The sequence below is a fragment of the Micromonospora haikouensis genome (assembly GCF_900091595.1).
Taxonomy (GTDB): domain Bacteria; phylum Actinomycetota; class Actinomycetes; order Mycobacteriales; family Micromonosporaceae; genus Micromonospora; species Micromonospora haikouensis.
Genome location: NZ_FMCW01000037.1, coordinates 13,663 through 39,521 on the forward strand (window position 1 = coordinate 13,663; position 25,859 = coordinate 39,521).

The following is a 25,859-nucleotide window of genomic DNA, read 5'->3' on the forward strand; positions in this document are numbered from 1 at the left end:
GTTCCTCCATCGCGCGGGTGCGCCGGACCGGCCGGCGTCGGCGCTTGGTCGGGATTGGAGAGGTTCGTTACCTGTGAGAGCGCTCTCTCATGCCGGGACGTTAACCGGTGTTCGAGACGTCCGTCAATGTGTGCGACCGGTTGAGCCGGGATGTCGCGATTGGACCGTCCCTGGTCCCGCTCCCACGCCCCGCTCAGCCGCCCCAGAGGGGGCGCTGCTCGGCGGCTCAACCGCCCCGGCCGGTCCGGCCGGCAGGACCTCAGCCGCCCCCGCCGCCGGTCTTCGGGGCCTTCGGGCAACCGTGCTCCCGACGCCACGCGGCGACCTCGGCGGCCGGCTCCCGGTTGCCGCCCCGCCGCCACGAGTCGAGATAGCGGGCCGGCCAGACCACCCCGCGCCGGATCCACCAGTCGCCCCGGCCCGAACACTGCGGGGAGAGCCCGAAGTGCAGGTGGCAGACGTTGTTGGCGTTGCCCGTGCGGCCCACCCGGCCGAGCTGTTTCCCGGCCCGCACCCGCGTGCCGGCGTCGATCCCGTCGGCGATCGCGCTCAGGTGCGAGCCGTAGTAGCGCACCCCGTCGTCGCCCAGCAGCGACACCGACAGGCCGCCGTTGTAGGGACCCAGCGGCCCCCGCTTGTCGAACCGGTCCACCCGGCTCACTTCCAGGATCGTCCCGTCGGTCACCGCCACCACCGGCTCGCCGCAGTCGGCGAAGATGTCCGTCCCCGGATAGGCGGAGTGGGTCGGGTGGTAGGCGACGTTGCCCGCGCGCACCGGGAAGACGTGCCGCAGGCCGGTGCGCGTCGGGCTGGGCGACGCCGACGGCCGGGCGCTCGCCGACGGGGCGACCGGCGACGCCGACGGGCCGACCGGCGTCCCGGCCGGCTGCCCGCCGGTGACCATCCCGGTCGGTGCCACCCAGCCGGCCCCGGGCGTGCGGTTCGGCGGCGGCGCGCCGCAACCGGCGGCCAGCACCGGCGCGAGCAGCAGCAGCACCGGGTACGCCGCGCGCGGGCGACGCCGACGCGGGAAGCGCGAGGACATCCGCCCATCCTGACAGAACCGATACGGTGGGGAGGGTACGGTCCGGGGTGTCCACCCCGCGCCCTGCGGCAACCGGCGGACGGAGTGCGGTGATGACCTGGCAGCCGGCCCACCCCGACTGGGTCGACCCGGAGCAGCCGGCCCACCCCGGCTCGCGTACCCCGTCGGGGCTCTTCCCCTCCGGGCCGCCGTCACGGCCCACCTGGCGCGAACCGCACCCGGTGACCGGCTCGGCGGTCGCCTCCGGGGCGGCCGTCACCGCCGCGTGGCTCGTGCTGTTCGCCCTCCTCGGCCGCGACGTCCCCACGTACGCCTGGTGGACCGTCGTCGCCGGCGCGCTGGCCTGGCTGGCCGCCCTGGCGCTGGCCCGCCACGGCGACCGCGGCGTCGCCACCGGCGTTGCGATCGTCACCGCAGGCGGCTGGAGCGTCGCCGCCGCCGTGGTGGCCGTGACCTGGGCGACGACGGGCGACTGGCCCCTGTGGTGACGGGCCCCGCGCGGCGGGACCGGCCGGCCCGCGCTGCCACCCTCGGTCGCCGGCCGGCTGCGCACCGAATCCCGTCTTGACGTACCCGCTTCGACGGCGCACTCTCGGCGGTATGGCCTGGACCACCCCGCGGCTCGACCCCGAGCGGAGCCGCCGCCGCCTCCAGATCCTCGCCGAGCTGGCGGGGGCCAGAGCGGGACGCGAGCGGGAACGGCCCCAACGCGCGCGCACCGAACGGCTGCGCCAGCTCATCGCCACCCGACGCCGGGTCGCGGGCTGACGGCTCCGGCCGACCGCCGCACTTTCCACAGGAATGACCGGCCCTTCGGGGCGTTGACCGGTCGCCTGCCGACCCGACCGGTTAACGTGCACGCGTAACGAGTCGGCGTGCTGTGCCGAGGCAAACTTGGGGGAACCGTGTCGTACTTCGCTGCCGCCGTGGTGCGCGACGGAGGCGGCTGGACCGCCGCAGAGGTGAACCTGCGCGGGGCCACCGACGTCGACGAGGTCGCCGACCGGCTGCGGGACGTCGAACCCGACGCCGACCTGTCGCTGCTCTTCGTCGAGGCCGACGACGCCTACCTGGTCATCCTGCGCCTCGACGAGGGCGAGGACCTGCGGGTGTTCGGCTCCGACTCCGCGTACGCCGAGGAGTCCCGGCTCGGCGCCCTGCTGGTCGGCGACCTGAAGGGGTCGGTCACCGGCTTCGACGACACTGAGGAGCCCCGGCCGAGCGCCGGCACCGGCGACGACGACAGCGAGCAGCCCGCCGTCGACCCGGAGGCGGACCCGGTCGGCGACGCCGACCTCCTCGCCGACCTCGGCATCCCCGCGCAGCGGCTGCTGCGCCTCTGCGCCCACGAGGGCATGCTGCCGGCCGACGTGACCGCCGAGGTGTGCCAGGTCCTCGGCTGCGCCGACGAGGTCGAGGAGCTGCGTGGCGTCTGAGCCACCTGTCCCCCGTGGTCGCCGGCAGCGGCACGAGCTGTGGATGCGGCGCGCCCTCCAGGTCGCGGTCACCGGCCCCGACCCGGCCCGCGCCGCCGCGCCGGCCGACGGGGTGGCTCGCGTCGCTGCGGCGGTCGACGCGGCTCGCCCTGACGAGGTGGCCGACGACGTGCCGGTCGGCGCCGTCCTCTACGGCCCGGACGGCACCGAGCTGGCCGCCGGGCGCAACGAGCGGGAGCTGACCGGGGACCCGACCGCGCACGCGGAGGTGCTGGCGCTGCGCCGGGCCGCCGAACGCCTGGGCCGGTGGCGGCTGGACGACTGCACCCTCGTCGTGACGCTGGAACCCTGCACGATGTGCGCCGGGGCCATCGTGCTCGCCCGCGTCGCGGCCGTCGTCTTCGGGGCCTGGGAGCCCAAGACCGGGGCCGCCGGCTCGCTCTGGGACGTCCTGCGCGACCGGCGGCTCAACCACCGCCCCGAGGTCTACGGCGGGGTGCTGGAGGCGGAGAACTCCGCCGTCCTGCGCGCCTTCTTCCGCTGACCGTCTGCTGACCCGCCGCCCGCCCCGCGATCGGGGCCGGGCCGGGCGGGGACTGCTCAGGCGATCGCCGTGTCCAGGCCGATCTCGACCATCTGGGAGAACGTCTGCTCCCGCTCCTCCGACGTGGTCTTCTCGCCGGTCTTGATGTGGTCGCTGACGGTGAGGAGGGTCAGCGCGCGGGCGCGGAACCGCGCGGCGATCGTGTAGAGCGCCGCCGACTCCATCTCCACCGCCAGGACGCCGTAGTCGGCGAGGCTGTCGTAGAGATCCGGCCGGTCGGTGTAGAAGGCGTCCGCCGCCAGGATCGGGCCCACCCGCATGGTGATGCCGCGCCGCTCGGCCACCTCGACCGACGTACGCAGCAGCCCGAAGTCGGCGACCGGGGCGTAGTCGATCAGCCCGGCGAAGCGCATCCGGTTCATGTTGGAGTCGGTGGACGAGCCGATGGCGGCCACCACGTCCCGCAGCTTCAGTTCCTCGGTCAGCGCCCCGCAGGAGCCGACCCGGATCAGGGTCTTCACGCCGTACTCGTTGATCAGCTCGTGGGCGTAGATCGAGGCGGACGGCATGCCCATGCCCGAGCCCTGGACGGAGACCTCCACCCCGTTCCAGCGGCCGGTGAAGCCCAGCATGCCCCGGACCGTCGAGTAGCACCTGGCGTCCTCGAGGTAGGTCTCCGCGATCCACTTGGCCCGCAGCGGGTCGCCCGGCATCAGGACCCGCTCGGCGATCTCTCCCGGCTTCGCGCCGATGTGCGTACTCATGGCAAAGATCCTGCCAGGCCGACCGGGGGGATACCGGTTCGGCATCCGGTCCCGGTGTCCTGTACCCTCGTCGGCGGTGGCGTGTCCGAGTGGCCTAAGGAGCACGCCTCGAAAGCGTGTGAGGGTTTACGCCCTCCGCGGGTTCAAATCCCGCCGCCACCGCTCGTGAAACGCCTGGCAGATCCGTGAGGACCTGCCAGGCGTTTTGTCTTCCGCCGTCTCCCGCCGTCCGAACGTCGCACAACGGGTCCGAAAGTCCGTTATCGCCGTCGATCCGGGGCCCCTATCGTGTCGGGACGTAAACACGGAGCGGGGAGAGTCATTTGCGTCGGAGAACTGCAAGCGTGTCGGTCCTGGCCGTGCTGGCCGGGCTGGCGATCAGTGCCCCCGCCGAGGCGGCGGACATCGGGATCATCACCCGGGAGGGCGTCAGCCTCCAGTACGAGCGGGTGGCGAAGGCGGTGACCCCGGTGAAGGGGACGGGTGCCACCCGGTCCGACTTCGACGGCGACGGCCGCGACGACCTCGCCGCCACGGGTCAACCCTTCGAACCCAAGCTGCCCCATTACCCGACCGGGCTGGTCGTCGTGCGCTACTCGTCCGCGCCGCAGGTCGACTACTTCACCGGGGTGCTGCGGGACGTACCCAGCTGCAGCTGCTTCGGCAGCGCGGTCGTGGCGGGGGACTTCAACGGCGACGGCTACGACGACCTGGCGGTCGGCGACTCGGGCGAGGCGGACCCGCAGAACAAGACCTACGCCGGCGGGGTGTGGGTCATCCCGGGCAGCGCCTCGGGCCTGGTGGTCGGCGCGGCGGGCCACTTCAACCAGAGTTCGCCGAACGTGCAGGGTGAGCCGGAGGACTACGACCAGTTCGGGGCGGTGCTCGCGGCCGGCGACATCAACGGGGACGGCCGCGACGACCTGGCGGTCGGCGCGTACGGGGAGGCGATCGGGGACAAGGCGGACGCCGGCTCGGTCTACGTCCTGTTCGGCGGGTCGACGGGGCTCACGGCCACCGGCTCGCAGTACTTCCAGCAGGACCAGGCGGCGGTGCCCGGTGCCGCCGAGCGCAACGACCAGTTCGGCCGTGCCCTCGCGATCGGCAAGGTCAACAAGGACCGGTACGCGGACCTGGTCATCGGCGCACCGTGGGAGAACGACGGCGGTGGCGCCAGCGGCAGCGGGCTGGTCACCCTGATGTGGGGGTCGGCCGGCGGTGTCTCCTCCACCGGGGCCACGTCCGTCACCGGGGCGGGAGTGCACGCGGCGACGGGCGACCGCTTCACCGTCGCCTGGCACCTGGGCGAGTCGCTCGCCGTCGGCGACGTGAACGGCGACGGGCTGGGCGAGGTGATCGCCGGGGCACCGAGGGCCCAGACCCCGCAGGACAACGGCGGCCTGATCGCGGTCTTCACGGGTCGCTCCGCCGGCCTGTCCGGCAGCGCGGTGAAGATCATGACGCAGCGCACGGCCGGTGTGCCGGGAGACCCGGAGTCGTTCGACCGCTTCGGTCTGACGCTCGCGGCCGGCGACGTGACCGGTGACGGCAAGGCGGACGTGTTGGTCGGCACGCCCGGCGAGGACATCGGTTCCACCACCGACGCCGGCACAGTCACGTTGCTGAAGGGTTCCTCCTCGGGCCTGACCGGCACCGGGGCGCAGGGCTTCGACCAGAACCACTCGGTGGTGCCGGGCTCGGCCGAGCGCTGGGATCGCTTCGGTGGCACCGTTGCGCTGCTGAACCTCAACGGCACCGGCGGGCTGGACGCCGTCGTGGCGTCGGCCGGGGAGGAGGTGGCCGGCGACACGCCCGGATACGCCTCGGGCTCCATCGCCGCGTTCCACGGCTCCTCCGGTGGGCTCGTGCCGCAGGCCACCTCGTGGAGCGGCGCGTCCCTGCGTACCGATCGCATCTCGCTCCTGAACTACGGGGACCGCATCGCCGGGCCGCACTGCGGCATCACCGCTATCTGACCCGTCTGGGGCCCGCCACGGGCACGACGAACCGCCCCATGGCGGTGATCGTGCCCGCGCCGGGCCCCAGGGCTCGGCCCGCCCCGACTCACGTCACGGGGAGGTGGCGTCCCGTTGGGTGAGCCGGTATGCGCCGTCGACCGGCCTCGATACGCGGGTCAGCCCTTGATCGAGTTGGGCACCACGGGGACCGTCACCGACGTGCCCGTGTTCGCGGTGACGTCCGGCACCAGGATCCTGGTGATCTCGATCTCGGGGCGCTGGGTGCGCCTGGCGATGCTGTCCGTCTCGCGCTGCACGGGGCAGAACGGCAGCCCCAGCCAGTACTTGGCGAAGACGTCCCACGCCGCAAGCTCCTCCCGATTCAGCTTCTCGACCTCGAGGCCGTCGTCGCCCTTGCCGATGTCCGGCAGGGCCGCCTTGTCGAACGCCTCCGCCAGCAGGACGACCGTCTCGTCGTAGCGGTTGGGGTTGACGGACCGGCCGAGTCCCCAGTCGTCACGCGTCCGGCTCAGCCGCTCCCGGTCATCGTTGCTGATCTTGTTGTCCTGCTGCTCGCCGAAGAGCAGACCCCCCTCGTCCTTCCCCGTCCACCAGCTCGCGTAGTAGGCACCCTGGTAGCCCTGGCACAGGTAGCGGTTGCCGTTCGGGTGGACTTCCAGCAGGAAGGTGTGCACGAACGGGATGGTGCAGTCGAGGAGCAGGATCTGCCCCTGCGGCGGCACCTCCCGAAGAAGCTCCAGCAACCGTTTCCCGGCACCCGAGCCGACCTTCTCCCGCTTTCCCGACTCGATGCCGCCGACGAAGGTGGGGTGCTTCTTCTTCAGCTCGGACAGGATGTTCTCGGCCGTCTTACCGCAGTTGGCCCAGTTGACACTGCCCATCGCCATGTTGAACAGGCCCTCGTTGCGGGACTTCACGACGGTCGTGTTCCTCTCGCCCAGGAACCCGCCGGTCTTCACCCGCATCTGCGCCGCCCGCACGGCCTGCGGCCAGGAGGGGAACGACTCCTTACCCGCGGGGCCGGACCAGGTGATGAGCTGCGCCAGGATGGCCTGTCGTTCGTGCTCCGCCAATTCCTCACCGGTCGTCTGCTGATATTGGCCGAACGCCTGCTCGATCTGCTCGGCGTAGGGGTCGAGCGCGCCCGTGACGCTCAGGTCCGGAATCGGATTCTTGGCGATGGTCAGCAACATCTGCTCCTCGGCGTGATCGTCGACGTCGGAACGACGCCGACACCGAGACGATGCCGCAGGGGGAGACGCGCTGCTGTCCGAGATCCGCGGTTCTGTTATCCGCAACCCGATCTCACGGGCGGGGGAGCATCTGGGCGTCGGACTTGGTCAGCCGGTCGGCGAAGAACTCCAGCAACTCCCGGTGGACGAAGATGTAGCCGTCGCCGACGTTTTGCAGGAACAGGCACTGCACGGCGTAGTCGAGGAAGGGCCGCAGCGGCCGGGGCAGGACGCTGTCGCGGGCGAACCGCCGGCGGACCAGCCACTGCTCGGTGAGCGGCCCGAGCGCGACGGCCACCAGCAGGTACGACGCGGCGAACGCTCCGACGACCACCCCGTACCGGAGGCCGTCGGCACCGGTGCGGGCCAGGCCGACGGGCAGCCCGCCGAGGGCGCCGGTGACGACGCCCAGCAGCGGCGCGCCGGTCGCGGCGAAGCGGAGCCGCTGCCGAAGGGCGGGGCTCGGGATCTCGCGGCGCGGCGCGCCGCCGGGCGGGCCGATCAGGTAGAGGTCGAACAGCATGGCGCGGGTGAAGGCCAGGGCGAGCAGGGTGGCCAGCAGCATCCCGAACCAGTGCGCGAAGTCGGCGAGCAGGCCCGGCCAGCCGCGCAGCCCGTCGGTGAGGCCGAAGGCCAGCCCGACCAGGAGTGCTGCGGCCACGGCCGCCCACCCGACGCCGACGTTGCCGGCCACGTCGCGTAGTTCGTCGGCGGTGTCGGTCACCCAGTTGACCCGGAGGGGCCGCCGGTCCTCCGGCCGGCGTTCCCGGGAGGCGATCAGTTCGAGGTCGTCGTACTCGTCGCGGACGAGGGCGAGCAGGGTCAGCGTCGCGGCTGCCAGCCCCACCACGAGGCCGGGCCAACCGATCAGGGCAGCCCCGAGCAGGGTGACCACCCCGCCCACGGCGACGCTGGCCAGCGCCCGGCTGAGCAGGTCGGCGCTGCGCCCGGCCCAGAACGGCGACCAGGTCGGGGCGACCAGGTCCAGCACGAAGATGGTCTGCTGCCGCTTGCGCAACTGGTGGCCGAGCACCGTCAGATACTGGACGGCCTGCTCCGGCCGGTACGCCGGGTGCGGGCGGTGCCGCAGCATCGTCTCGACGTACCGGGCGAAGAGGCGGGTGCGGCGACCGCCGGGGCCGTCGGTCGGGCCGGGACCGTCGGCGTAGGCCAGGCCCATGATGGCGAGCAGCAGGGGCGACCCGGTGAACTCCCACAGGCCCTCGTCGGCGGCGAGGGCGGCCCGCAGGCCGGCGAGAGCGGGCCCGGAGCGGTCCAGGTACCGCTCGATCTGCGGCCGGGTCAGCGGCTGGATCGTCACCGTGCCGTAGACGGGCAGGCTGGTGCGGAGCTCCCGGTATTCCGACTCGCGGCAGCAGACCGCGATCGGGGTGAGCGGCTGCCGGGCGTGGAACACGGCGATCGCCGCCGCGCACTCGTCGCGGCGGGCCGCGACGACCTCGTCGAGGCCGTCGAGCAGGGGCAGGACCGCGCCGGCCTCGATCCACGCGGTCGCCTGCCGGGACGGGATGCCGTAGCGCTCGGTCAGCTCGGCGGCGAGCCACTGCTCCAGCGGCAGGCGTCGGGTGGCCCACGACGACAGGTTCAGCACCACCGGGATGGGGGCGTCCGGGTCGCGCCCGGCCCCGTCGACCAGCTCCCGGGCGAGCTCCAGCAGGGTGGTCGTCTTGCCGGAGCCGGGCGCGCCGAGGATCACCACGGCGCGGTCGAGCCGCTCGAAGAGGCCGGCCACGGACGCGCCCTGGTCGAGGACGCCGGTGAAGCCGTCGCGGTGGGTGGCCCGCAGCGTCCACGGGTACCGCCGGTCGTCGGCCGACGCGGTGACGCCGAGCTGGATGCGCGCCTCGCGGTGCAGGGAGCGGTCCAGCACGCTGGTGATCCAGTACCGGCGTACCCGGTCGAGCAGGACCCGGCGGGCGTGCGCGGCGGCCACGCCGGTGACCGGCGCGGACTCCCGGGCCCGCCGGATCTCGACCACCATCACCGCCACGACCACCACGGCGAGCGCCGGCCAGGCGAGCCACAGGTGCGGCGTCCACCCGTCGGGCAGCGCCCCGGTGGCGACGTTGGTGACGACGCCCAGCAGGGTCACGCAGACCACCGAGAGGACGACCATGGTTACCCGACGCATGCGTCGTCTCTACCGTCCGGCCCGCGTCCGCACAACCCATGATCGGGTACGCGCCGGTCAGGCCGCCTGCGGACGATGGAGCCCTAGGCTCAGCAGGGACCGTGGCCCCGGTTCAGCGGGAGCCGTGGCCCCGGTTCAGCAGGGGCCGTAGCCCTCGGCGAAGAGGCGGCGGGCCCAGTCGGCGTACCCGGCGATGATCTTCCGGACCGTGCGGCCGTCGTGCAGGAAGAGGTACGCGCGGTCGCCGCTGCGGGCCAGCAGCCCGTCGAACCGGTACGTCCGCTGTGGAGCGTCGAGCGGGCTGACCGACCGGTAGCGGGCCCGGACCTCCCCGACCGGCGTGCCGACGCCGATGCCCTGCGGGGTGCGGACGTTGATCCGCTCCGCCGTGGGGACGGGGTCGTCGAGCCAGAGCAGCACCAGCCGGTCGTCGACGAAGATCGGGCTGACCGCGCCGTGGCCGGCGAGGGTGGGCCCGCACGCGTCCACGTCGGACGCCAGCATCCCGCGCCGGGCCAGTTCCTCCTCGGTGTCGCCGAACTCGACGTCGGTCAGGCCGTTGAGGTCGACGACCTCGTCGACGGCCTCGTCTGCTGCCGACCGGCCGGCGTCGGGCGGCGGGCCGGGCGGGCGCGCGTCGCCCCCGGCGTCGACCGGACCCTGTGGACGTACGCCGCTGCCGGCGATCGAGGCAGCCGCGAGCAGTGTCGCAATGAAAACGAATTGTCTGAATTTCATGGAATCCCCCAGTCCACAACGGCCCCGGGGCGCTCAGGTTGCTGCCGATCGCCGGATTCCCCGAATTCCCACTCCTCGGCCAGCTCGTCCCAGTAGTCGGCGCTCAGTCCGCGCCGCCCGTGCGCCAGCCAGCCGGCGGTGTTCCGCTCCAGGTGCAGGCCCAGCTCGGCGAACGGGTCGAGCCACCGCCCCGGCTCCGCGCCGATGCGGGTCAGCGCCGCGTTCAGCGGCCACTGCCCGCGCGGGGCGTCCAACACGTCGTCGAAGTGCGGCCCCCAGCTCACCGCGCCGCCGAGCCACACCACCGACGCCTGCCGGCCGAGGCCCCCCGAGAACTCCGCCTCCAGATAGGCCACCGGCCCCGACCGCGACCACCCGGCGAACAGCCCCGCCAGGGCCGGCGACAGCACCAGCTCGAACGGCTGCTCCGGGCCGGGCTCCCCGGCGGCGAAGTCCGGCAGCGCCCCGGTCAACTCCTGCACGAGCTGCGGGGTGACCGGCAGCAGCGCGAAGTCCTGCCGCAGCGCGGCGAGCACCGCGTGGTCCAGGTCGGCCGTCCGCTCGCGGAGCAGCTCGACATCGGCCACCACCGCGCTGAGCTGGTAACTCATCGGACCCTCCGCCGTCCACAAGCTGTGGATAGAACATGTGTACGACCGGGCGTGGCGTGCCGGCGCTGCCCCGGACCGTACCGAACGCGCCCCCTGTGGCCGCCGGGCCGGTGCGGACGTGGAAGAAGGGCCGGCCCCGGGCGGGGGCCGACCCTTCCTCCAGCGCGGGAGGTACCCGGATCAGTAGAACGAGCCGTCGCTCTGCGGCCCGGCGATGCGCAGGCCGAAGCGCTGGGGCCAGGCGCGGTCGGTGCGCAGCGACGCGCCGCTCCACGAGGTGGTCTGCGGCACGAGCCCGCCGCTGGACCCGAAGAACGAGGCGATCGACCCCGACGGGTAGCCCGCCGTGTCCGACGCCACCTCCTCGCCGGTCGACGCCACGACGGCGTCCAGCGCGCCGGTGCCGTCGAGGTTCAGCAGCGCGACGGAGGCGCCGAACTTGTCCCCACGCTCGGCCGAGCCCGGCACCACCGAGTGGTTCTGGTCGAAGCCCTGCGCCCCGGTGCCCGTGAGGCCCGAGGAGGATCCCTTCAGCAGGGTGATCATGCCGGCGCTGTCCGTCGAGCCGATGTCCTCGCCGGGCACGCCGACCAGCACGTCCGCCTTGCCGTCGCCGGTCACGTCGCCGACCGCGAGCGAGCCACCGAAGCGGTCCTCACCCTCGGGGTCGCCCGGCACGCCCGCCGTGCGCTGCGTGATGATCTTTACGGCGCTGGCGGACAGGCCGCCGGACCGGCCCGTGAACGCGGCGATGAGCCCGCCGGTGATGTCCGGGGTCTGTGCGCTGGGCGCACCGGCGATCACCTCGCCCAGCCCGTCGCCGTTCACGTCGCCTATCGCCAGGGCCTCGCCCAGGTACCAGGCGATCGTGAACTCGTCGCCCGTCGCCGGGTGCACCGCCGCGCCGGTCACCGACGTCGCGCCCGTGGTCGACACGCCGCTCGCCGAGCCCCACATCAGGGTGACCATGCCGCTGCCGTTCCAGGACGTGCCGTCGTTCTCGTGCGGCGCGCCGATGACCAGGTCCGCGTACTTGTTGTTGTTGACCTTGCCGATCGCGAGCGAGAAGCCGAAGTGGTCGTTGCGCTCGGCCGAGCCCGGCACCGCCGCCTGGTCCTGCTGGAGATACTGGGAGCCGGTGGCCGTGAGTCCACCCGACCCGCCGAACAGGACGTAGACCGAGCCGGCGTCCGCCTTGTCCCCGATCGCCTCCCCGTACGCGCCGATCGCCAGGTCGTCGCGGCCGTCCCCGTTGATGTCGCCGCTTGCGAGCGCGCCACCGAACCGGTCGTAGCTCTCCGGCTCACCCTGCACGTTCGGCGAGCTCTGGTTGAAGTGGCCCGCCGCGCCGACCACCAGGCCCGAGGCGCTGCCCGGGATGACCCAGACCCCGCCCGCGTGGGTCTTGTTGCGCGGGTCCACCTCGTCCGAGTCGCCGATCACCAGGTCGTCGTAGCCGTCGCCGTTGAAGTCGCCCGCCGCCAGCGCGGTGCCGAAGCAGCCGCAGCCGCCCTCCGACGACAGGACGCCGAAGAAGTAGTCGACCTGCGGCGCCGACGAGTAGCGCACGACCACCACGCCGGTCGGATACTGGGGCAGATTGGTCTCGAAGGGGTCGCCCGAGGCCGCCAGGTCGTCGCGGCCGTCGCCGTCGAAGTCGGACCGGGTGGCACCCGTCCCCTTCACCGGGGTCACCGCCTTCGCCACCCGGTGATACTGGAGGGCGATGCCCTCCCGGGTGATGGTGCCGAACTCGTCGGCCGCCCGCGCGGGCGCACCGACCGCGAGGCCGGCCACCACGGCCAGGGCCGACACACCTGCCGCTGTCTTTCGACGTGTTGTCATCCGACGCAACACAAACCCCCGCTCGTTGTTGGACGCCCCGACACGCTAGGGGGATAGACCAACGCCCATAACCAGGCGAACGGGCAGGTCAGCCGCCGACCGGGCAGCCCACCCGACCGAACGGCCGACCCGGTCCGTCACTTCAGCGCGACCCGTCGCCGGCGGCGCGCTGTCAGACGCGCACTCCCAGTCTTCAACTCCGAGATGCTGCGCCGCGTAGCCGTGTGGGTGTGCCCGCCGCTTCGATCATGGCTGTACCTGCCGTACGGTCGGCCGATGTTCTAATATCGAACACGTGAGCATAGGAGGGCGTGTTGCCGAGGCTCGGGCAGAGTCCGGACTGACCCAGGCTCAGTTGGCTGCTGCGGTCGGCATGGCGCGAAGTTCGTTGGCGAAGATCGAAACGGGAGCGCGAGGGGTAACCGCACTGGAGCTGGTTGCGATTGCGCGAGAGTTGCGGCGTCGCGTGGAATGGTTTGTGGAACCCGGTCCGCCCTCCATCGTCTCCTACCGCGCTTCGAGGTCGGGCGTAGCTACCCAGGTTATCGATGATGAGTTGGACCGGCTCGCCCGTGATGTCGAGTTTGTTGTTGCCGAGGTGCCCGAACTTGTGGACGGGCAGCCTGGTCAGCAACCGTTGCCCACCTCTATGGCCGCAGCGGACGTCCTTGCCGCCAAGGCGCGCTCCCTGCTGAAGCTCTCGGCTCGCGAGCCCGTCCTTGAGTTGTCGCGTCTGGTCACCAGCATTGGGCTGTTGCCCTTCGCTTTGCCGCTCGGGGAGGGGGCGGACGCAGGGACCGTGCTGCTCCGAGTCGGAGGGGTCAGCGTCGTCAACGGCGACCTGCGTGTTGGCCGACGCCGACTCGCGCTCGCCCATGAGCTGGGTCACTACCTGATCGCAGACCCGTATACGACGGACTGGCGCGTTGCCTCGACCGAGGCCGACGCGCTGGAGGCGCGACTTGACCGCTTCGCGCGTGCCCTGCTTCTCCCTGAGGCTGACCTCCGCGAGCGGTGGGCACAGTGGTCCGCTGGCGGAGATGAGGCGTTGCGCGACGTGGCTGTGCGTGCTGGTAGCCACTACCAGGTGGACATGGCCACCCTCGCGCGGCGACTCGGCGAACTTGAGCTCGTGGACGGGAGGCAGGTCAACGAGATTCGTGGGGTGCGCACGAAGAAGGCTGACATTGTCGAGAAGAATCTTGTCGTGCCTCGCGAGCTAGAGCCGATCTCTTTACCGCGCACCTACGAACAGGCTGTCCTTCGGTTGTACAGGGGCGAAACAGTAACGGCCGATCGCGCACTCGGGCTGCTATTGGGTACCTTCGACGAAGAATCGCTGCCTGACCGTCCCGAAGCGCCAGAATCCGAGATCTGGGCCGTTACCTCGTGACCGATGAACCTCGTGCATATGTTCTCGATACTGGTCCGCTGAGTCACTTTTCCCGTAGCCAATGGCTTGGCGTTCTCAAGGCTGTGCTCAAAGACGCGCGAGTTGTGATTCCCGACGTCGTCGAGGCCGAGCTGCGGACCGGTGCTGTCCAGAATGATCACCTGCGGGCCGTGCTCGACGCCGACTGGATCGAAGTCATCCCCCTCGACACCCCTGAACACTTGTCCGCGTTTGCCTACTACGAGCAGCGCCTCGTGGGTGCCGATGGACGCAACGTGGGGGAGTGCGGTGTGCTCGCCCTGGCCGAGACCATGGCGCACGCCGTGGCGGTTGTCGACGATCGGGTTGCCGGAAATGCGGCCAGAGGTCGCAACGTCGAGGTCCGGCGCACTCTGGGCCTGCTGTGTGACGCGATCCGCGAGGGGCTTCTTACGGTGCCCCTGGTGTCAGCACTGGCCGACGATCTCATGCGCGATTCCTACCGCCTTCCGTTTGGCCCGGGAGGTTTCGCGAGGTGGGCGGACGAGAATGGGCTTACCTGACGCTTCTCGCGCATGCTGACTCTGGGTCGTACTCGTTGTTGGCTACAGCGGGTGCCGCCAGATCCTGGTCCTCGGGCCGCTGGGGCCCGCCAAGCCGCGGCACCTCGCGTTGACTGGTCGGGAGGGCCGACCCGGCCACGGTGGGCCGTCTGCTCTGCGGCCGACTGGCCGCAAACTACGTTACGGCCGGCCCCCGGGGGCCGGCCGTAACGTAGTTTTCCCTGCTCAAGCGAGCGGAGGATACGAGATTCGAACTCGTGAGGGTGTTAACCCAACACGCTTTCCAAGCGTGCGCCCTAGGCCTCTAGGCGAATCCTCCGTGGGACAGGATACAGGTCCCCCGCGCGCCGGCCACCCCACCACCCCCCGAAGATCGACCGGGCGTCGGGTAGGGTGGGTGTCACCTCCCGTGCGGCGGTATCTCGTGAACCTCCCCAGGGCCGGAAGGCAGCAAGGATAAGCGAGCTCTGCCGGGTGCACGGGAGGCCTTTTTGTCTCCCGGCACCGCTACCGTACGCCGCAGGCCAGGTGCCGGCCAGAGTGCCGGCCGGGGCACGGGGTGGTGGGTGGTCACCCGCGCCCGACCGGCGCAGAATGGCTCGGTCGAGAGGAGGCGGGACGCGTGACACTGGCGCTCTACCGCAAGTACCGGCCGCGCACCTTCGCCGAGGTCATCGGCCAGGAGCATGTCACCGAGCCGCTGTCGCAGGCGCTGCGCAGCGGTCGGCTCAACCACGCGTACCTCTTCTCCGGGCCGCGCGGCTGTGGCAAGACCTCCAGCGCCCGCATCTTGGCCCGCTCGCTCAACTGCGAGCAGGGCCCGACGCCGGAGCCGTGCGGGCAGTGTGACTCGTGCCGCTCGCTGGCCACCGACGGGTCCGGCTCGCTCGACGTCATCGAGATCGACGCGGCCAGCCACGGCGGCGTCGACGACGCCCGCGAGCTGCGCGAGAAGGCGTTCTTCGCGCCGGCCCGCAGCCGGTTCAAGATCTACGTCATCGACGAGGCGCACATGGTCTCGTCGGCCGGCTTCAACGCCCTGCTCAAGCTGGTCGAGGAGCCCCCGGAGTACGTCAAGTTCATCTTCGCCACCACCGAGCCGGAGAAGGTCCTCGGCACGATCAAGTCGCGGACCCACCACTACCCGTTCCGGCTGATCCCGCCGAAGACGCTCCGCCCCTACCTGGAGCAGCTCACCGAGGCCGAGGGGGTGACCGTCGACCCGGCGGTCTTCCCGCTGGTGGTGCGCGCGGGCGGCGGCAGCGCCCGGGACAGCCTCTCCGTGCTCGACCAGCTCATCGCGGGCGCGGGCCCGGAGGGGGTCACCTATCCCCGGGCCGCCGCGCTGCTCGGCGTCACCGACTCGGGGCTGCTCGACGAGATGTGCGACGCCCTCGCGGCCGGCGACGGCGCGGCGGCGTACGCGACCGTGGACCGGGTGGCCGAGGCCGGGCACGACGCGCGCCGCTTCGCGTCGGACCTGCTGGAGCGCCTGCGCGACCTGATCGTCCTCCAGCAGGTGCCCGACGCCGCCGAGAAGGGCCTGATCGACGGCCCGGCCGACCAGATCGAGCGGATGACCGCCCAGGCGCAGCGGCTCGGCCCGGCGACCCTGTCCCGGTGCGCCGACATCGTGCACGACGGCCTGGTGGCCATGCGCGGCACGACCGCGCCCCGGCTGCTGCTGGAGCTGATCTGCGCCCGCATGCTGCTGCCCGGCGCGGACGACTCCACCGGCGGCCTGCTCCAGCGGCTGGAGCGGATGGAGCGCCGGCTCACCCTGGGTGCCGTCGAGCTGCCGCCGGCCGCCGCCGGCTCCGCGCCGGCCGCCACCACCCCGGCGGTACGCCCCGAGCCGACCCCCCCGCCTGCGGCGGCTGCCGCGCACCCGGCGCAGGCTGCGGCGTCCGCCGCCCCGGCGGCTGCCCCGGCTCCGTCGGCCGCCCCGCCGTCCGTGGCCGCTGCGGCGGCGGCTCCGGTGTCCGCAGGCCCTGCCCCGGCCGCTCCCGCCCCGGCCGCGCCCCGGCGGGAGGTCCCGCCGGAGGCGGTCATGCCCGACCCGGCGACCCCCGCCCCGCCCCGCCCCGGCGCGGCTCCGGCGGGTGCCCTGGACGCCGTCGCGGTGCGCCGGGTCTGGCCGGAGATCGTCGCGAAGGTCAACCGGATCAAGAAGCCGGCCGCCGCGCTGATGCGCGACGCGGTGGTCCGTGATGTGGACGGCGACACGCTGGTGCTGACCGTCAAGTCTCCGGTGCTCGCGCAGATGATGGGCAACCACACGTCGGTGCTGGCCGAGGCGCTCTACGAGGAGTTCGGCGGGCGCTGGCAGGTGCGCTGCGAGGTGGCCGGCGAGCGGGGCGGCGTGTCGCCGGGCGGCGGCTCCCGGGGGCCCGCCCCCGCCTCGCCCCGCCCCGCCCCGGCCCCGCCCGCGACCCCCGCGCCCGCCACGAACGCCCGCCCGTCGCCCGGCGCTGCGCCGGGTCCTGCCGGCGGCGGTGCTGCCCCGGCCGGCGGTGCCGCTGGCGCTGACGAGGAGTGGCCCGAGCCCGCCCGCCCCGGCGGGGCCGCCACCGCTCCTGCCGCGAGCGCCCCGGCCGGGGACGACTGGCCGGAGGCGGCCCGCCCGGGTGGCTCCGCCGCCGCGCCGCCGGCAACGGCCCCGCCCGGCGGGCCCGCCCCGGTGGCCGCCGCGCGTGCCGCCGCCCCGGCGACGTCGCCCAACGGTGCCGCCAACGGTGCTGCGGCCAACGGTGCCGCTGCGGCGACGCCGGCCAACGGAGCCGCCGCGCGTGGTGCCGCCCCTGCCGCGCCGGCCAACGGTGCCGCCGCCCCGGGCGGCAGGGCTCCCGCTGCCGGCAGCGGGCTCGCCGCCGCGCGGGCTGCGGCGGCCGGCCGCGGTCCGCGTACCCAGAACGGGGCCCGCAAGACCGCGGACGCCGACTGGGCGGGCGAGCCGCCCTACGACCCGGACTTCGACGGGCCGGTGCGCGGCGGTGGCCGCCCGGGCCCGGCGGCGTCGGCCGCCCCGACCTACGAGGGCTTCGACCCGGGCGACGAGCCGCTCGACGAGGTGATCGACGAGCGGACGGCCCGGCAGTCCAGCGAGGAGCAGGCGGTGCAGCTGCTCCGGGAGGCGTTCGGCGCGGAGAAGATCGACGAGGTGGACGCCCGCTGACGCGGGCGTCGCCCGTGCCAGGCAACAGTCTGCGCCCCGGTTAGGCTGGGCGCGGCCGAGCAGACGAGTGCGAGAAGGAGCCATCCGTGCGCCCAGGTGGACAGCCGAACATGCAGCAGATGCTGAAGCAGGCGCAGAAGATGCAGCAGCAGATCGCCAAGGCCCAGGCCGAGCTGGCCGAGGCCGAGCTGACCGGCACCGCCGGGGGCGGCCTGGTCGCCGTGACGGTCTCCGGCTCCGGCGACGTGAAGAGCATCAAGATCGACCCGAAGGTGGTCGACCCGGAGGACGTGGAGACGCTGGAGGACCTGGTGGTCGCCGCGCTGCACAACGCCGCCGAGGCCGCCCGGGCGCTGACGGAGCAGAAGATGGGCCCGGTCGCGGGCGGGATGGGCGGCCTCGGCCTGCCCGGCTTCTGAGCCGGCCGACGCAGATGTATGAAGGTGCCATCCAGGACCTGATCGACGAGCTGGGGCGACTGCCGGGCGTGGGCCCGAAGAGCGCACAGCGGATCGCCTTCCACGTCCTGTCGGCCGATCCGGCCGACATCAACCGGCTGGCCGGCGCGCTGCGCAAGGTCAAGGACCTGGTGCGCTTCTGCACCACCTGCTACAACGTCGCCGAGTCCGAGCAGTGCCGGATCTGCCGCGACCCGCGCCGCAGCGACGAGGTGCTCTGCGTGGTCGAGGAGCCCAAGGACGTCGTGGCGATCGAGCGCACGGGTGAGTTCCGGGGCCGCTACCACGTGCTCGGCGGGGCGATCAACCCGCTGGAGGGGATCGGGCCGGACAACCTGCGCATCCGCGAGCTGATGACCCGGCTGGGCGGCGGCGCGGTGCGGGAGCTGATCCTGGCCACCGACCCGAACACCGAGGGCGAGGCGACGGCGACGTACCTGGCACTGATCGTCAAGCCGATGGGCATCTCGGTGACCCGGTTGGCCAGCGGCCTGCCGGTGGGCGGCGACCTGGAGTACGCCGACGAGATCACCCTTGGCCGCGCGTTCGAGGGGCGCCGGGCGGTCTGACAGCAGGTGCCCTCAGGGGCAGGGGCGACGTAACAGTTTGGCATCGTGGTTTCGGATCGTTCGGCGAAACTCGCTTTTCGCCGTAGATTCTTCGGCCGTCTCGCGCCTGGGACACGATCCGATACCAACCCTTGCCCTGGCAGTTTCGGGCCGGTCCGAACGGGAGCTAAGGTCACGGCCATCGGTGACCCCTGTCACCACGTTGTCCGTACCCCCAAGGACGAGGTGAAGCACCCATGCGTGCACCCAGGCCGAAGGTCGCTGTCGCGGCCGTCGCGGTCGCGGCCCTCGCGGTAGCAGGCTGCGCCGAGAGCAACCGCGATGACAACTCCGGCGGTAGCAAGAAGGACACCATGGTCTTCGGCGTGGCCGGCGACCCGAAGGTCCTCGACCCCAGCTTCGCCAGCGACGGCGAGTCGCTGCGCGTGGCGCGCCAGGTCTTCGAGACGCTGGTCCGGCCGGAGGAGGGTGGCACCAAGGTCACCCCGGGGCTGGCCGAGTCCTGGACCCCGGACGCCGCCGGCACCACGTGGACGTTCAAGCTCCGTTCCGGCGTGAAGTTCCACGACGGCACCGACTTCAACGCCGAGGCCGTCTGCGCCAACTTCGACCGCTGGTACAACGCGAAGGGTCTCATGCAGAGCCCCGACGTGACCGCGTACTGGCAGGACGTCATGGGCGGCTTCGCCAAGAACGAGGACCCGGAGCTGCCGCCGAGCCTCTTCAAGTCCTGCACCGCCAAGGACGCCACCACCGTGGACCTGGCGTTCACCCGGGTCTCCAGCAAGATCCCGGCCGCGCTGATGCTGCCCTCGTTCTCGATCCACAGCCCGAAGGCGCTCCAGCAGTACGACGCCAGCAACGTCGGCGGCACCGCCGAGGACATCAAGTACCCGCCGTACGCGACGGAGCACCCGACCGGCACCGGCCCGTTCAAGTTCAAGTCCTGGGACGTCGCCAACAAGACGCTCACCATCGAGCGCAACGACGACTACTACGGCACCAAGGCCAAGCTGAAGACCCTGATCTTCAAGACCATCTCCGACGAGAACGCGCGCAAGCAGGCGCTGCGCTCCGGCGACATCCAGGGGTACGACCTGGTCGGCCCGGCCGACGTCGAGCCGCTGAAGACCGAGGGCTTCAACGTCCTCACCCGCCCGGCGTTCAACGTCCTCTACCTGGCCATCAACCAGAAGGGGAACCCGAAGCTCGCCGACCTCAAGGTCCGGCAGGCGATCGCGTACGCGCTCAACCGGCAGGCGCTGGTCGACTCGAAGCTGCCCCCGGGCGCGAAGGTCGCGCTGAACTTCATGCCCGACACCGTCGAGGGCTTCAACGGCGACGTCACCAAGTACGACTACAACCCGGAGAAGGCCAAGGCGCTGCTGGCCGAGGCCGGCGCGTCGAACCTGACGCTGAAGTTCCACTACCCGACCGAGGTCACCCGGCCGTACATGCCGAACCCGAAGGACATCTTCGAGCTGCTCTCGGCGGACCTCAAGGCGGTCGGCATCAACGTCGAGGCCATCCCGCTGAAGTGGAGCCCCGACTACCTGAACGCCACCACCTCCGGCAGCAAGCACGACCTGCACTTCCTCGGCTGGACCGGTGACTACGGCGACGCCTACAACTTCATCGGCACGTTCTTCGACCGGCCGAAGGACGAGTGGGGCTTCACCAACGCCCAGCTCTTCGCCCAGTTCAAGGACGCGGACACCACCGCCGACCAGGCGGCCCGGGTGGAGAAGTACAAGGCCCTCAACAAGGCGATCATGGACCTGCTGCCGGGTGTGCCGATCTCGCACTCGCCGCCGGCGATCGTGTTCGGCAAGGACGTGACCGGGATCAAGGCGAGCCCGCTCACCGACGAGCGGTTCGGAACCGCCGAGTTCAAGTCCTGACCTGACGCAAGGACCACGGGCGGGCGCCGTTACCCACGGCGCCCGCCCGCAGCCCTCCGTACCCCTTTCGAGGCCGCCGTGTTCCGGTTCATCGTCAGACGCCTGCTCCAGCTGATACCGACGCTGTTCGGGCTCTCTCTCCTGTTGTTCATCTGGCTCCGGCGGCTGCCCGGCGGCCCCGAGACCGCCATCCTCGGCGAGCGCGGCACCCCGGAGATGCGCGCCGCCATCCGCCGCAACCTCGGCCTCGACGAGCCGATCCTGATCCAGTACGGCCGGTTCGTCCGGCGACTGATCAAACTGGACCTGGGCACCTCGACCTCCACCAAGCGCCCGGTCGTCACCGAGTTCTTCGAGCGGTTCCCCGGCACCGTCGAGCTGACCGTGATGGCCATGATCATCGCCATCGGCATCGGCATCCCGCTGGGCTACCTGGCCGCCCGCCGCCGGGGCCGGCTGTTCGACCACCTGTCGGTCGGCGGCTCGCTGATCGGCATCTGCATCCCGGTGTTCTTCCTCGCGTACGTGCTCAAGGCCCTCTTCTCGGAGAACCTTGGCTGGTTCCCGTCCAGCGGCCGGCAGGACCCGACCCTCGGGGCGACCCGGATCACCAACTTCTTCGTCCTCGACGGGCTGATGACCCGGGAGTGGGACGCTGCCGCCGACGCCCTCTGGCACCTGGTGCTGCCGGGCCTCGCGTTGGCGAGCATCCCCCTGGCGATCATCGTCCGGATCACCCGGGCCAGCGTGCTGGAGGTGCTCAACGAGGACTTCGTCCGCACCGCCGAGGCCAAGGGCCTCACCGAGTCGACGGTCCGCCGCCGGCACGTGCTGCGCAACGCCATGCTCCCCGTGGTCACCTCGATCGGCCTGCTCACCGGCGGGCTGCTCTCCGGCGCGGTGCTGACGGAGACCGTCTTCGCCTTCAGCGGCATCGGGGCGTTCGTCGCCGAGGCGATCAGCCAGCGCGACTATCCCGTGCTGATGGGCTTCATCCTGATCATCGCGGTGGTGTACGTGCTGGTGAACCTCCTCGTGGACCTCTCCTACAGCGTGATCGACCCGAGGGTGAGGGTGCGATGACGATCAGCCCCGGCAAGAAGCGCGAGAAGATCGACCGGCTCGCCGAGCTGGCCGCCCGGGACGACGAGCGCGGCGTGAGCCTCTGGCGGGAGGCGTTCCGCCGGCTGCGGCGCAACCCGGCCGCGATCGTCGGCGCGGTCATCCTGGCCCTGTTCCTGCTGATCGCCATCGTCGGCCCGTTCCTCGTCCCCTACCCGGCCGACGCCCAGCTGTGGAAGGGCGAGATCCGGGACAACATCGGCTACTTCCCGGGCCCCCGGGCCGACAACTGGTTCGGCGTCGACCACATCGGCCGCGACGAGTTCAGCCGCATGATCGTCGGTGCCCGGCAGACGCTGCTCGTCGGCGTGGTCTCCACGCTGATCGGCCTGGCCGTCGGGTCGCTCATCGGCGGCATCGCCGGGGCCAGCGCCGGCCTCGGCGGCAAGTGGGGCCGGGCCGTCGACAACACCCTCATGCGCTTCGTCGACATGCTGCTGGCCATGCCGAGCCTGCTGCTGGCCATCAGCATCGCCGCGCTGCTCGGCGCCGGCCTCACCACCGTCATGATCGCGGTCGGCGTGGTCTCCGTGCCGGTCTTCGCCCGGCTGCTGCGCGGGTCGATGATCTCCCAGTCGAACAGCGACTACGTGCTCGCCGCGACGTCGCTGGGCGTGCGGAAGCCGAAGATCGCCCTGACCCACGTGGTGCCGAACTCGCTCGCCCCCGTCATCGTCCAGGCGACGCTGACCCTGGCCACCGCGATCATCGAGGCCGCGGCGCTGTCGTTCCTCGGCCTGGGCAACAACGACGCGTCCATCCCCGAGTGGGGCGTGATGCTCGCCGACGCGCAGCGCTACCTCGACGCCGCGCCCCGGCTCGCCGTCCTGCCCGCCCTCGCCATCATCGTCACCGCGCTCGGCTTCACCCTGCTCGGCGAGGCGATGCGCGAGGCCCTCGACCCGAAGCTGCGGAAGTAGGTCGGCTGTCGTGTGTGCAGCGCGAGGAGTGAGCTTGCGAGCCCCGCAGTCGCAAACGGAAGGCCGATAATGGCACTGCTCGAAGTGGACGACCTCTCCGTCACCTTCGCCCGGCGCGGTCAGCGCACCGTGCACGCCGTCGACGGGGTCTCCTTCTCCGTCGACGCGGGCGAGGTGGTCGGCCTCGTCGGCGAGTCCGGCTGCGGCAAGAGCGTCACGTCGCTGGCGATCATGGGTCTGCTGCCCAGGCAGCCCGGCCTGCGGGTCGGCGGCAGGGCCGTCTTCGACGGCACGGACCTGCTCCAGCTCGACGACCGGTCCCGGCGCGACATCCGGGGCCGGGACGTCGCGATGATCTTCCAGGACCCGCTCTCCTCGCTGAACCCGGTGATCCCGATCGGGCTCCAGGTGACCGAGGTGCTCACCCGGCACCGGGGGATGAAGGGGGAGGCGGCCCAGAAGGAGGCCGCCGACCTGCTCGACCGGGTCGGCATCCCCGACCCGCGCCGCCGGCTCAAGGAATACCCGCACCAGCTCTCCGGCGGCATGCGGCAGCGGGCCCTGATCGCCATGGCGGTGGCCTGCCAGCCCCGGCTGCTCATCGCCGACGAGCCGACCACCGCGCTCGACGTCACCATCCAGGCGCAGATCCTGGAGCTGCTCAAGGAACTGGTCCGGGACTCCGGCACCGCGCTCGTGATGATCACCCACGACCTGGGGGTGGTCGCCGGCATGTGCGACACGATCAACGTGCTGTACGCCGGCCGGGTGGTGGAGACGGCCCGCCGCCGCCCGCTGTTCCGCGAGCCGCGGCACCCGTACACCGTGGGGTTGCTCGGCTCGGTGCCGCGCCTGGACGCCGGGCGCGGCGAACGGCTCAACCCCATCCCCGGCTCCGTGCGGGACGTGCTGGCCTGGCCGGACGGCTGCGCCTTCGCCCCGCGCTGCACCCGCCGCATCGACGAGTGCGTGGGGGCGCCGCCGGAGCTGACGCTCACCTACGACGGCCGCAGCTACCGGTGCGTCAACCCGCCCCCGGTCCCCGGCACGCCGCCCCCGGCGGCGACCGACGCCGGCGCGCCGGAGCCCGCGACCGGCGGCCCGGTGCCCGCACCGCGCGAGGAGGAGAAGCCGTGACCGAGAGCGACATCCTCGTCGAGGTCCGCGACCTGAAGGTGCACTTCCCGATCAAGCGGGGACTGATCCTCGACCGGGTCGTCGGCCACGTCAAGGCCGTCGACGGCGTCGACCTGAGCATCCCGCGCGGCAAGACGTACGGGCTGGTCGGCGAGTCCGGCTGCGGCAAGTCCACGCTGGGCCGGGCGCTGCTCCAGCTCACCCCGCCCACCGGCGGCGAGGTCCGCTTCGACGGCGTCGAGCTGACCACCCTCGCGGCGGGGAAGCTGCGCACCATGCGCCGCCGGATGCAGATGATCTTCCAGGACCCGATGTCGAGCCTCGACCCCCGGCAGAACGTCGAGTCGATCCTGACCGAGGGGTTGCAGACCCACGGCATCGGCACCGACCGCGACGACCGGCGGCGGATCATCGGCGAGACCCTCGACGCCGTCGGGCTGCCCCGGTGGGCGCTGTCCCGCTATCCGCACGAGTTCTCCGGCGGCCAGCGGCAGCGCATCGGCATCGCCCGGGCCCTCGTGCTCGGCCCCGAGCTGATCGTCGCCGACGAGCCCGTCTCCGCCCTGGACGTCTCCATCCAGGCCCAGGTGGTGAACCTGCTCGACGAACTCCAGGACAACCTGGGCCTGACGTACCTGGTGATCGCGCACGACCTGGCCGTGGTCAAGCACATCTCCGACGTCGTCGGCGTCATGTACCTGGGCGCGCTGGTCGAGGAGGCGCCGAGCGACCGGCTCTACAGCGAGCCGCTGCACCCGTACACGCGGGCGCTCATGTCGGCCGTGCCCGTGCCGGACCCGGACGTCGAGGACCGGCGGGAACGCATCCTGCTCGCCGGTGACCTGCCCTCGCCGGCCAACCCGCCGTCGGGCTGCCGCTTCCACACCCGCTGCCCGTGGGCCCAGCCGACCCGCTGCGCCGACGAGCGGCCGGCGCTGCGGGAGATCGGCGGCAGCCGGGTCGCCTGCCACTTCGCGGAGCGGATCGCCACCGGCGAGCTGCGCCCGCACAAGGTGAGCGCCCAGATCGTGCGGCCCGAGGGCGAGGGCGAGGACCCGGCGGTCGTCTCGGCCCCCACGGAACCCGGCTCCTACGTCTGAGGTGCAAGGAAGGGCCCCCTGTTAACGCATTCTGCATAGCAGGGGGCCCCTGTTAACACCTGTGGCCGGTCTGCCCTCCGGGCGTTCAGCTCGGCGGCCGGTCAGCCCTCCGGGCGGTGGAGCAGGCCGACGGCGATCGTGTGCACGGCGTCCAGCCCGGCCGGATCGGCCAGCGGGGCCCGCCCGCCGGTGACGGCGTACCACTCGTCGGCCTCCCGGTACTGCACGCGCAGGGCGACCTGGCCGTCGGCGTACTCGGTGCGCAGGGTCAGCTCGCCGGTCACCACGCCGACCTCGTCGGTCATCACGCCGCCGGGGCCGGGCACGATGTCGGCCGTACGGCTCGACGCTTCGCCCCCGGTAGCGCCCGCGTCCGGGGCCTGCCCCGGTGCCGGTGCCGCCCCGGCCTCGCCCGTCACGGCTTGCTCGCCCATGTGCAGCCCCCCAACATGTCCGACAGGGCGGCCTTCTCGGCACTGGTCACCGTCAGCCGCCAGTGGTGCTTCACCGTCACCCAGTCCTCGGCGTACTGGCACCAGTACGACCGGTTCGCCGGCTTCCACTGCGACGGATCCTGGTCACCCTTGGACCGGTTGGAGGACGCCGAAACGGCGATGAGCTGCGGTCGCGTGAGATCGTTGGCGAAGTCGCCCCGCTTGGCGTCGTCCCACTCGTCGGCACCCGAGCGCCACGCGTTGGCCAGCGGGACCGTGTGGTCGATGTCCACGTCGGAGGGGTCGGTGAACGTCCGCCCGTCGTACACGCTCTCCCAGCGGCCCGCGACCACGTTGCAGCCGGAGAACCGGATGTCCTTGCCGTCGCGCTTCAGCACGCTGTCGCGTACGTCGCAGTTCTTGCCGGTGTCCCGCCAGTGCGGGAAGCGGCTGCGGCTGTAACCCTTCATCGACGCGGCGCTCGCCACGGTGAGCTGGTCGAGCATCTGCCCGACGTTGCCCCCGCCGCCGCTGGGCGCGGCCTCCGGCTCGTCGACCACCTCGCAGCCGGCGGTCGCGACGGCCAGCGCCACGGCGAGCGCGGCGACCACGGCCGCGCGACGTCCTGATCTGGTACGCACAGACGACACCTCTCCAGCTTGCGGGCTCCCGGCGATTGCGCACAGTACCCCGGCACCGTTTCCATGATTCGTGGCGTCCGGCAAATCGGCCGGAGGAACACTGGTACCCGTGACCGCACCC

24 protein-coding genes, 2 tRNA genes and 1 other RNA gene are annotated in these 25,859 nt (G+C 72.1%); 17 read left to right on the forward strand and 10 right to left on the reverse strand.

Annotated elements, in window-relative coordinates:
• Positions 1 to 259: 259 nt before the first annotated feature.
• The gene (locus tag GA0070558_RS28435; RefSeq protein ID WP_091285349.1) at positions 260 to 1,045 is read right to left on the reverse strand and encodes a M23 family metallopeptidase; all 786 of its coding nucleotides are present in this window, start codon (positions 1,043 to 1,045) and stop codon (positions 260 to 262) included.
• 92 nt (positions 1,046 to 1,137) lie between these two features.
• Here GA0070558_RS28435 and GA0070558_RS28440 point away from each other — a divergent pair, with 92 nt between their 5' ends.
• The 4 genes from GA0070558_RS28440 to GA0070558_RS28450 all read left to right on the forward strand — a co-directional run bounded on the left by GA0070558_RS28440 (position 1,138) and on the right by GA0070558_RS28450 (position 3,025).
• The gene (locus GA0070558_RS28440; protein ID WP_176734414.1) at positions 1,138 to 1,533 is read left to right on the forward strand and encodes a hypothetical protein; all 396 of its coding nucleotides are present in this window, start codon (positions 1,138 to 1,140) and stop codon (positions 1,531 to 1,533) included.
• 112 nt (positions 1,534 to 1,645) lie between these two features.
• Positions 1,646 to 1,813 carry a hypothetical protein gene (locus GA0070558_RS33630; protein ID WP_176734415.1) on the forward strand — a complete coding sequence of 56 codons (168 nt, stop codon included), beginning with the start codon at positions 1,646 to 1,648 and terminating at the stop codon, positions 1,811 to 1,813.
• Positions 1,814 to 1,950: 137 nt separating this feature from the next.
• A complete protein-coding gene (locus GA0070558_RS28445; protein ID WP_043964862.1) occupies positions 1,951 to 2,481 on the forward strand; it encodes a tRNA adenosine deaminase-associated protein in 531 nt (176 codons plus the stop codon).
• A 43-nt stretch (positions 2,482 to 2,524) separates the two neighbouring features.
• Positions 2,525 to 3,025: a nucleoside deaminase gene (locus tag GA0070558_RS28450; protein ID WP_091285355.1), complete on the forward strand. Its 501-nt coding sequence runs from the start codon at positions 2,525 to 2,527 to the stop codon at positions 3,023 to 3,025.
• 56 nt (positions 3,026 to 3,081) lie between these two features.
• Here GA0070558_RS28450 and deoD read toward each other — a convergent pair whose 3' ends face one another.
• Positions 3,082 to 3,789: a purine-nucleoside phosphorylase gene (deoD, locus tag GA0070558_RS28455; protein ID WP_077937926.1), complete on the reverse strand. Its 708-nt coding sequence runs from the start codon at positions 3,787 to 3,789 to the stop codon at positions 3,082 to 3,084.
• A 75-nt stretch (positions 3,790 to 3,864) separates the two neighbouring features.
• On the opposite strand from deoD, the gene GA0070558_RS28460 reads away from it, so the two are divergent.
• Positions 3,865 to 3,951: transfer RNA gene (locus tag GA0070558_RS28460), tRNA-Ser, on the forward strand.
• Positions 3,952 to 4,133: 182 nt separating this feature from the next.
• Entirely contained in the window at positions 4,134 to 5,765 is a 1,632-nt protein-coding gene (locus GA0070558_RS28465; protein ID WP_256092174.1) for an FG-GAP-like repeat-containing protein, read from the forward strand.
• 158 nt (positions 5,766 to 5,923) lie between these two features.
• Here the strand turns inward: GA0070558_RS28465 and GA0070558_RS28470 are convergent, their stop codons facing one another.
• The 5 genes from GA0070558_RS28470 to GA0070558_RS28490 form a co-directional block, all read right to left on the reverse strand.
• The gene (locus GA0070558_RS28470) at positions 5,924 to 6,961 is read right to left on the reverse strand and encodes a hypothetical protein (RefSeq protein WP_091285360.1); all 1,038 of its coding nucleotides are present in this window, start codon (positions 6,959 to 6,961) and stop codon (positions 5,924 to 5,926) included.
• A 112-nt stretch (positions 6,962 to 7,073) separates the two neighbouring features.
• Positions 7,074 to 9,152, reverse strand: coding sequence for an NACHT domain-containing protein (locus GA0070558_RS28475; protein ID WP_091285363.1), 2,079 nt, complete (start codon positions 9,150 to 9,152; stop codon positions 7,074 to 7,076).
• Between the two features lie 135 nt (positions 9,153 to 9,287).
• Complete coding sequence (locus tag GA0070558_RS28480; protein ID WP_077937948.1) at positions 9,288 to 9,890, reverse strand: hypothetical protein; 603 nt, start codon at positions 9,888 to 9,890, stop codon at positions 9,288 to 9,290.
• The gene (locus GA0070558_RS28485; protein ID WP_091285366.1) at positions 9,887 to 10,501 is read right to left on the reverse strand and encodes a hypothetical protein; all 615 of its coding nucleotides are present in this window, start codon (positions 10,499 to 10,501) and stop codon (positions 9,887 to 9,889) included. The genes GA0070558_RS28480 and GA0070558_RS28485 overlap by 4 nt, the downstream gene beginning before the upstream one ends.
• Positions 10,502 to 10,681: 180 nt before the next feature.
• Positions 10,682 to 12,346: an FG-GAP-like repeat-containing protein gene (locus GA0070558_RS28490; RefSeq protein ID WP_091285369.1), complete on the reverse strand. Its 1,665-nt coding sequence runs from the start codon at positions 12,344 to 12,346 to the stop codon at positions 10,682 to 10,684.
• A gap of 295 nt (positions 12,347 to 12,641) precedes the next feature.
• Here GA0070558_RS28490 and GA0070558_RS28495 point away from each other — a divergent pair, with 295 nt between their 5' ends.
• A complete protein-coding gene (locus GA0070558_RS28495; protein WP_091285373.1) occupies positions 12,642 to 13,739 on the forward strand; it encodes a helix-turn-helix domain-containing protein in 1,098 nt (365 codons plus the stop codon).
• The gene (locus GA0070558_RS28500) at positions 13,736 to 14,281 is read left to right on the forward strand and encodes a PIN domain-containing protein (protein WP_091285378.1); all 546 of its coding nucleotides are present in this window, start codon (positions 13,736 to 13,738) and stop codon (positions 14,279 to 14,281) included. Before GA0070558_RS28495 ends, GA0070558_RS28500 begins: the two co-directional genes overlap by 4 nt.
• A 234-nt stretch (positions 14,282 to 14,515) precedes the next feature.
• Here the strand turns inward: GA0070558_RS28500 and GA0070558_RS28505 are convergent.
• Positions 14,516 to 14,600: transfer RNA gene (locus GA0070558_RS28505), tRNA-Ser, on the reverse strand.
• An 82-nt stretch (positions 14,601 to 14,682) separates the two neighbouring features.
• On the opposite strand from GA0070558_RS28505, the gene ffs reads away from it, so the two are divergent.
• The 9 genes from ffs to GA0070558_RS28550 all read left to right on the forward strand — a co-directional run bounded on the left by ffs (position 14,683) and on the right by GA0070558_RS28550 (position 24,663).
• Positions 14,683 to 14,772, forward strand: an RNA gene (gene ffs / locus GA0070558_RS28510) — signal recognition particle sRNA small type.
• A gap of 131 nt (positions 14,773 to 14,903) precedes the next feature.
• Positions 14,904 to 17,456 carry a DNA polymerase III subunit gamma and tau gene (locus tag GA0070558_RS28515; RefSeq protein ID WP_091285382.1) on the forward strand — a complete coding sequence of 851 codons (2,553 nt, stop codon included), beginning with the start codon at positions 14,904 to 14,906 and terminating at the stop codon, positions 17,454 to 17,456.
• A gap of 110 nt (positions 17,457 to 17,566) precedes the next feature.
• Entirely contained in the window at positions 17,567 to 17,875 is a 309-nt protein-coding gene (locus GA0070558_RS28520; protein ID WP_218107122.1) for a YbaB/EbfC family nucleoid-associated protein, read from the forward strand.
• A 14-nt stretch (positions 17,876 to 17,889) separates the two neighbouring features.
• A complete protein-coding gene (recR, locus tag GA0070558_RS28525) occupies positions 17,890 to 18,483 on the forward strand; it encodes a recombination mediator RecR (protein ID WP_091285390.1) in 594 nt (197 codons plus the stop codon).
• A gap of 236 nt (positions 18,484 to 18,719) precedes the next feature.
• Complete coding sequence (locus GA0070558_RS28530) at positions 18,720 to 20,384, forward strand: ABC transporter substrate-binding protein (protein WP_091285394.1); 1,665 nt, start codon at positions 18,720 to 18,722, stop codon at positions 20,382 to 20,384.
• Positions 20,385 to 20,462: 78 nt separating this feature from the next.
• Positions 20,463 to 21,467, forward strand: a complete 1,005-nt coding sequence (locus GA0070558_RS28535) for an ABC transporter permease (protein WP_043964889.1) — start codon at positions 20,463 to 20,465, stop codon at positions 21,465 to 21,467.
• Positions 21,464 to 22,426 carry an ABC transporter permease gene (locus tag GA0070558_RS28540; RefSeq protein ID WP_091285397.1) on the forward strand — a complete coding sequence of 321 codons (963 nt, stop codon included), beginning with the start codon at positions 21,464 to 21,466 and terminating at the stop codon, positions 22,424 to 22,426. Before GA0070558_RS28535 ends, GA0070558_RS28540 begins: the two co-directional genes overlap by 4 nt.
• Before the next feature lie 69 nt (positions 22,427 to 22,495).
• Positions 22,496 to 23,563, forward strand: a complete 1,068-nt coding sequence (locus tag GA0070558_RS28545; protein WP_091285401.1) for an ABC transporter ATP-binding protein — start codon at positions 22,496 to 22,498, stop codon at positions 23,561 to 23,563.
• The gene (locus GA0070558_RS28550) at positions 23,560 to 24,663 is read left to right on the forward strand and encodes an ABC transporter ATP-binding protein (RefSeq protein WP_091285404.1); all 1,104 of its coding nucleotides are present in this window, start codon (positions 23,560 to 23,562) and stop codon (positions 24,661 to 24,663) included. The genes GA0070558_RS28545 and GA0070558_RS28550 overlap by 4 nt, the downstream gene beginning before the upstream one ends.
• Before the next feature lie 101 nt (positions 24,664 to 24,764).
• On the opposite strand, the gene GA0070558_RS35065 is transcribed toward GA0070558_RS28550, so the two are convergent.
• On the reverse strand, positions 24,765 to 25,097 hold the full coding sequence (locus GA0070558_RS35065; protein WP_077937958.1) for a hypothetical protein: 333 nt from the start codon (positions 25,095 to 25,097) through the stop codon (positions 24,765 to 24,767).
• On the reverse strand, positions 25,079 to 25,738 hold the full coding sequence (locus GA0070558_RS28560) for an HNH endonuclease family protein (protein WP_077937959.1): 660 nt from the start codon (positions 25,736 to 25,738) through the stop codon (positions 25,079 to 25,081). The genes GA0070558_RS35065 and GA0070558_RS28560 overlap by 19 nt, the downstream gene beginning before the upstream one ends.
• Between the last annotated feature and the right edge of the window lie 121 nt (positions 25,739 to 25,859).

What these genes read in the sequence shown, in the direction of transcription:
- GA0070558_RS28435 (WP_091285349.1), bottom strand. Translation starts at nt 1,045, where the DNA reads ATGTCCTCGCGCTTCCCGCGTCGGCGTCGCCCGCGCGCGGCGTACCCG.
- GA0070558_RS28440 (WP_176734414.1), top strand. Translation starts at nt 1,138, where the DNA reads ATGACCTGGCAGCCGGCCCACCCCGACTGGGTCGACCCGGAGCAGCCG.
- GA0070558_RS33630 (WP_176734415.1), top strand. Translation starts at nt 1,646, where the DNA reads ATGGCCTGGACCACCCCGCGGCTCGACCCCGAGCGGAGCCGCCGCCGC.
- GA0070558_RS28450 (WP_091285355.1), top strand. Translation starts at nt 2,525, where the DNA reads ATGCGGCGCGCCCTCCAGGTCGCGGTCACCGGCCCCGACCCGGCCCGC.
- deoD (WP_077937926.1), bottom strand. Translation starts at nt 3,789, where the DNA reads ATGAGTACGCACATCGGCGCGAAGCCGGGAGAGATCGCCGAGCGGGTC.
- GA0070558_RS28470 (WP_091285360.1), bottom strand. Translation starts at nt 6,961, where the DNA reads ATGTTGCTGACCATCGCCAAGAATCCGATTCCGGACCTGAGCGTCACG.
- GA0070558_RS28475 (WP_091285363.1), bottom strand. Translation starts at nt 9,152, where the DNA reads ATGCGTCGGGTAACCATGGTCGTCCTCTCGGTGGTCTGCGTGACCCTG.
- GA0070558_RS28480 (WP_077937948.1), bottom strand. Translation starts at nt 9,890, where the DNA reads ATGAAATTCAGACAATTCGTTTTCATTGCGACACTGCTCGCGGCTGCC.
- GA0070558_RS28485 (WP_091285366.1), bottom strand. Translation starts at nt 10,501, where the DNA reads ATGAGTTACCAGCTCAGCGCGGTGGTGGCCGATGTCGAGCTGCTCCGC.
- GA0070558_RS28490 (WP_091285369.1), bottom strand. Translation starts at nt 12,346, where the DNA reads ATGACAACACGTCGAAAGACAGCGGCAGGTGTGTCGGCCCTGGCCGTG.
- GA0070558_RS28520 (WP_218107122.1), top strand. Translation starts at nt 17,567, where the DNA reads ATGCAGCAGATGCTGAAGCAGGCGCAGAAGATGCAGCAGCAGATCGCC.
- recR (WP_091285390.1), top strand. Translation starts at nt 17,890, where the DNA reads ATGTATGAAGGTGCCATCCAGGACCTGATCGACGAGCTGGGGCGACTG.
- GA0070558_RS28530 (WP_091285394.1), top strand. Translation starts at nt 18,720, where the DNA reads ATGCGTGCACCCAGGCCGAAGGTCGCTGTCGCGGCCGTCGCGGTCGCG.
- GA0070558_RS28540 (WP_091285397.1), top strand. Translation starts at nt 21,464, where the DNA reads ATGACGATCAGCCCCGGCAAGAAGCGCGAGAAGATCGACCGGCTCGCC.
- GA0070558_RS28545 (WP_091285401.1), top strand. Translation starts at nt 22,496, where the DNA reads ATGGCACTGCTCGAAGTGGACGACCTCTCCGTCACCTTCGCCCGGCGC.
- GA0070558_RS35065 (WP_077937958.1), bottom strand. Translation starts at nt 25,097, where the DNA reads ATGGGCGAGCAAGCCGTGACGGGCGAGGCCGGGGCGGCACCGGCACCG.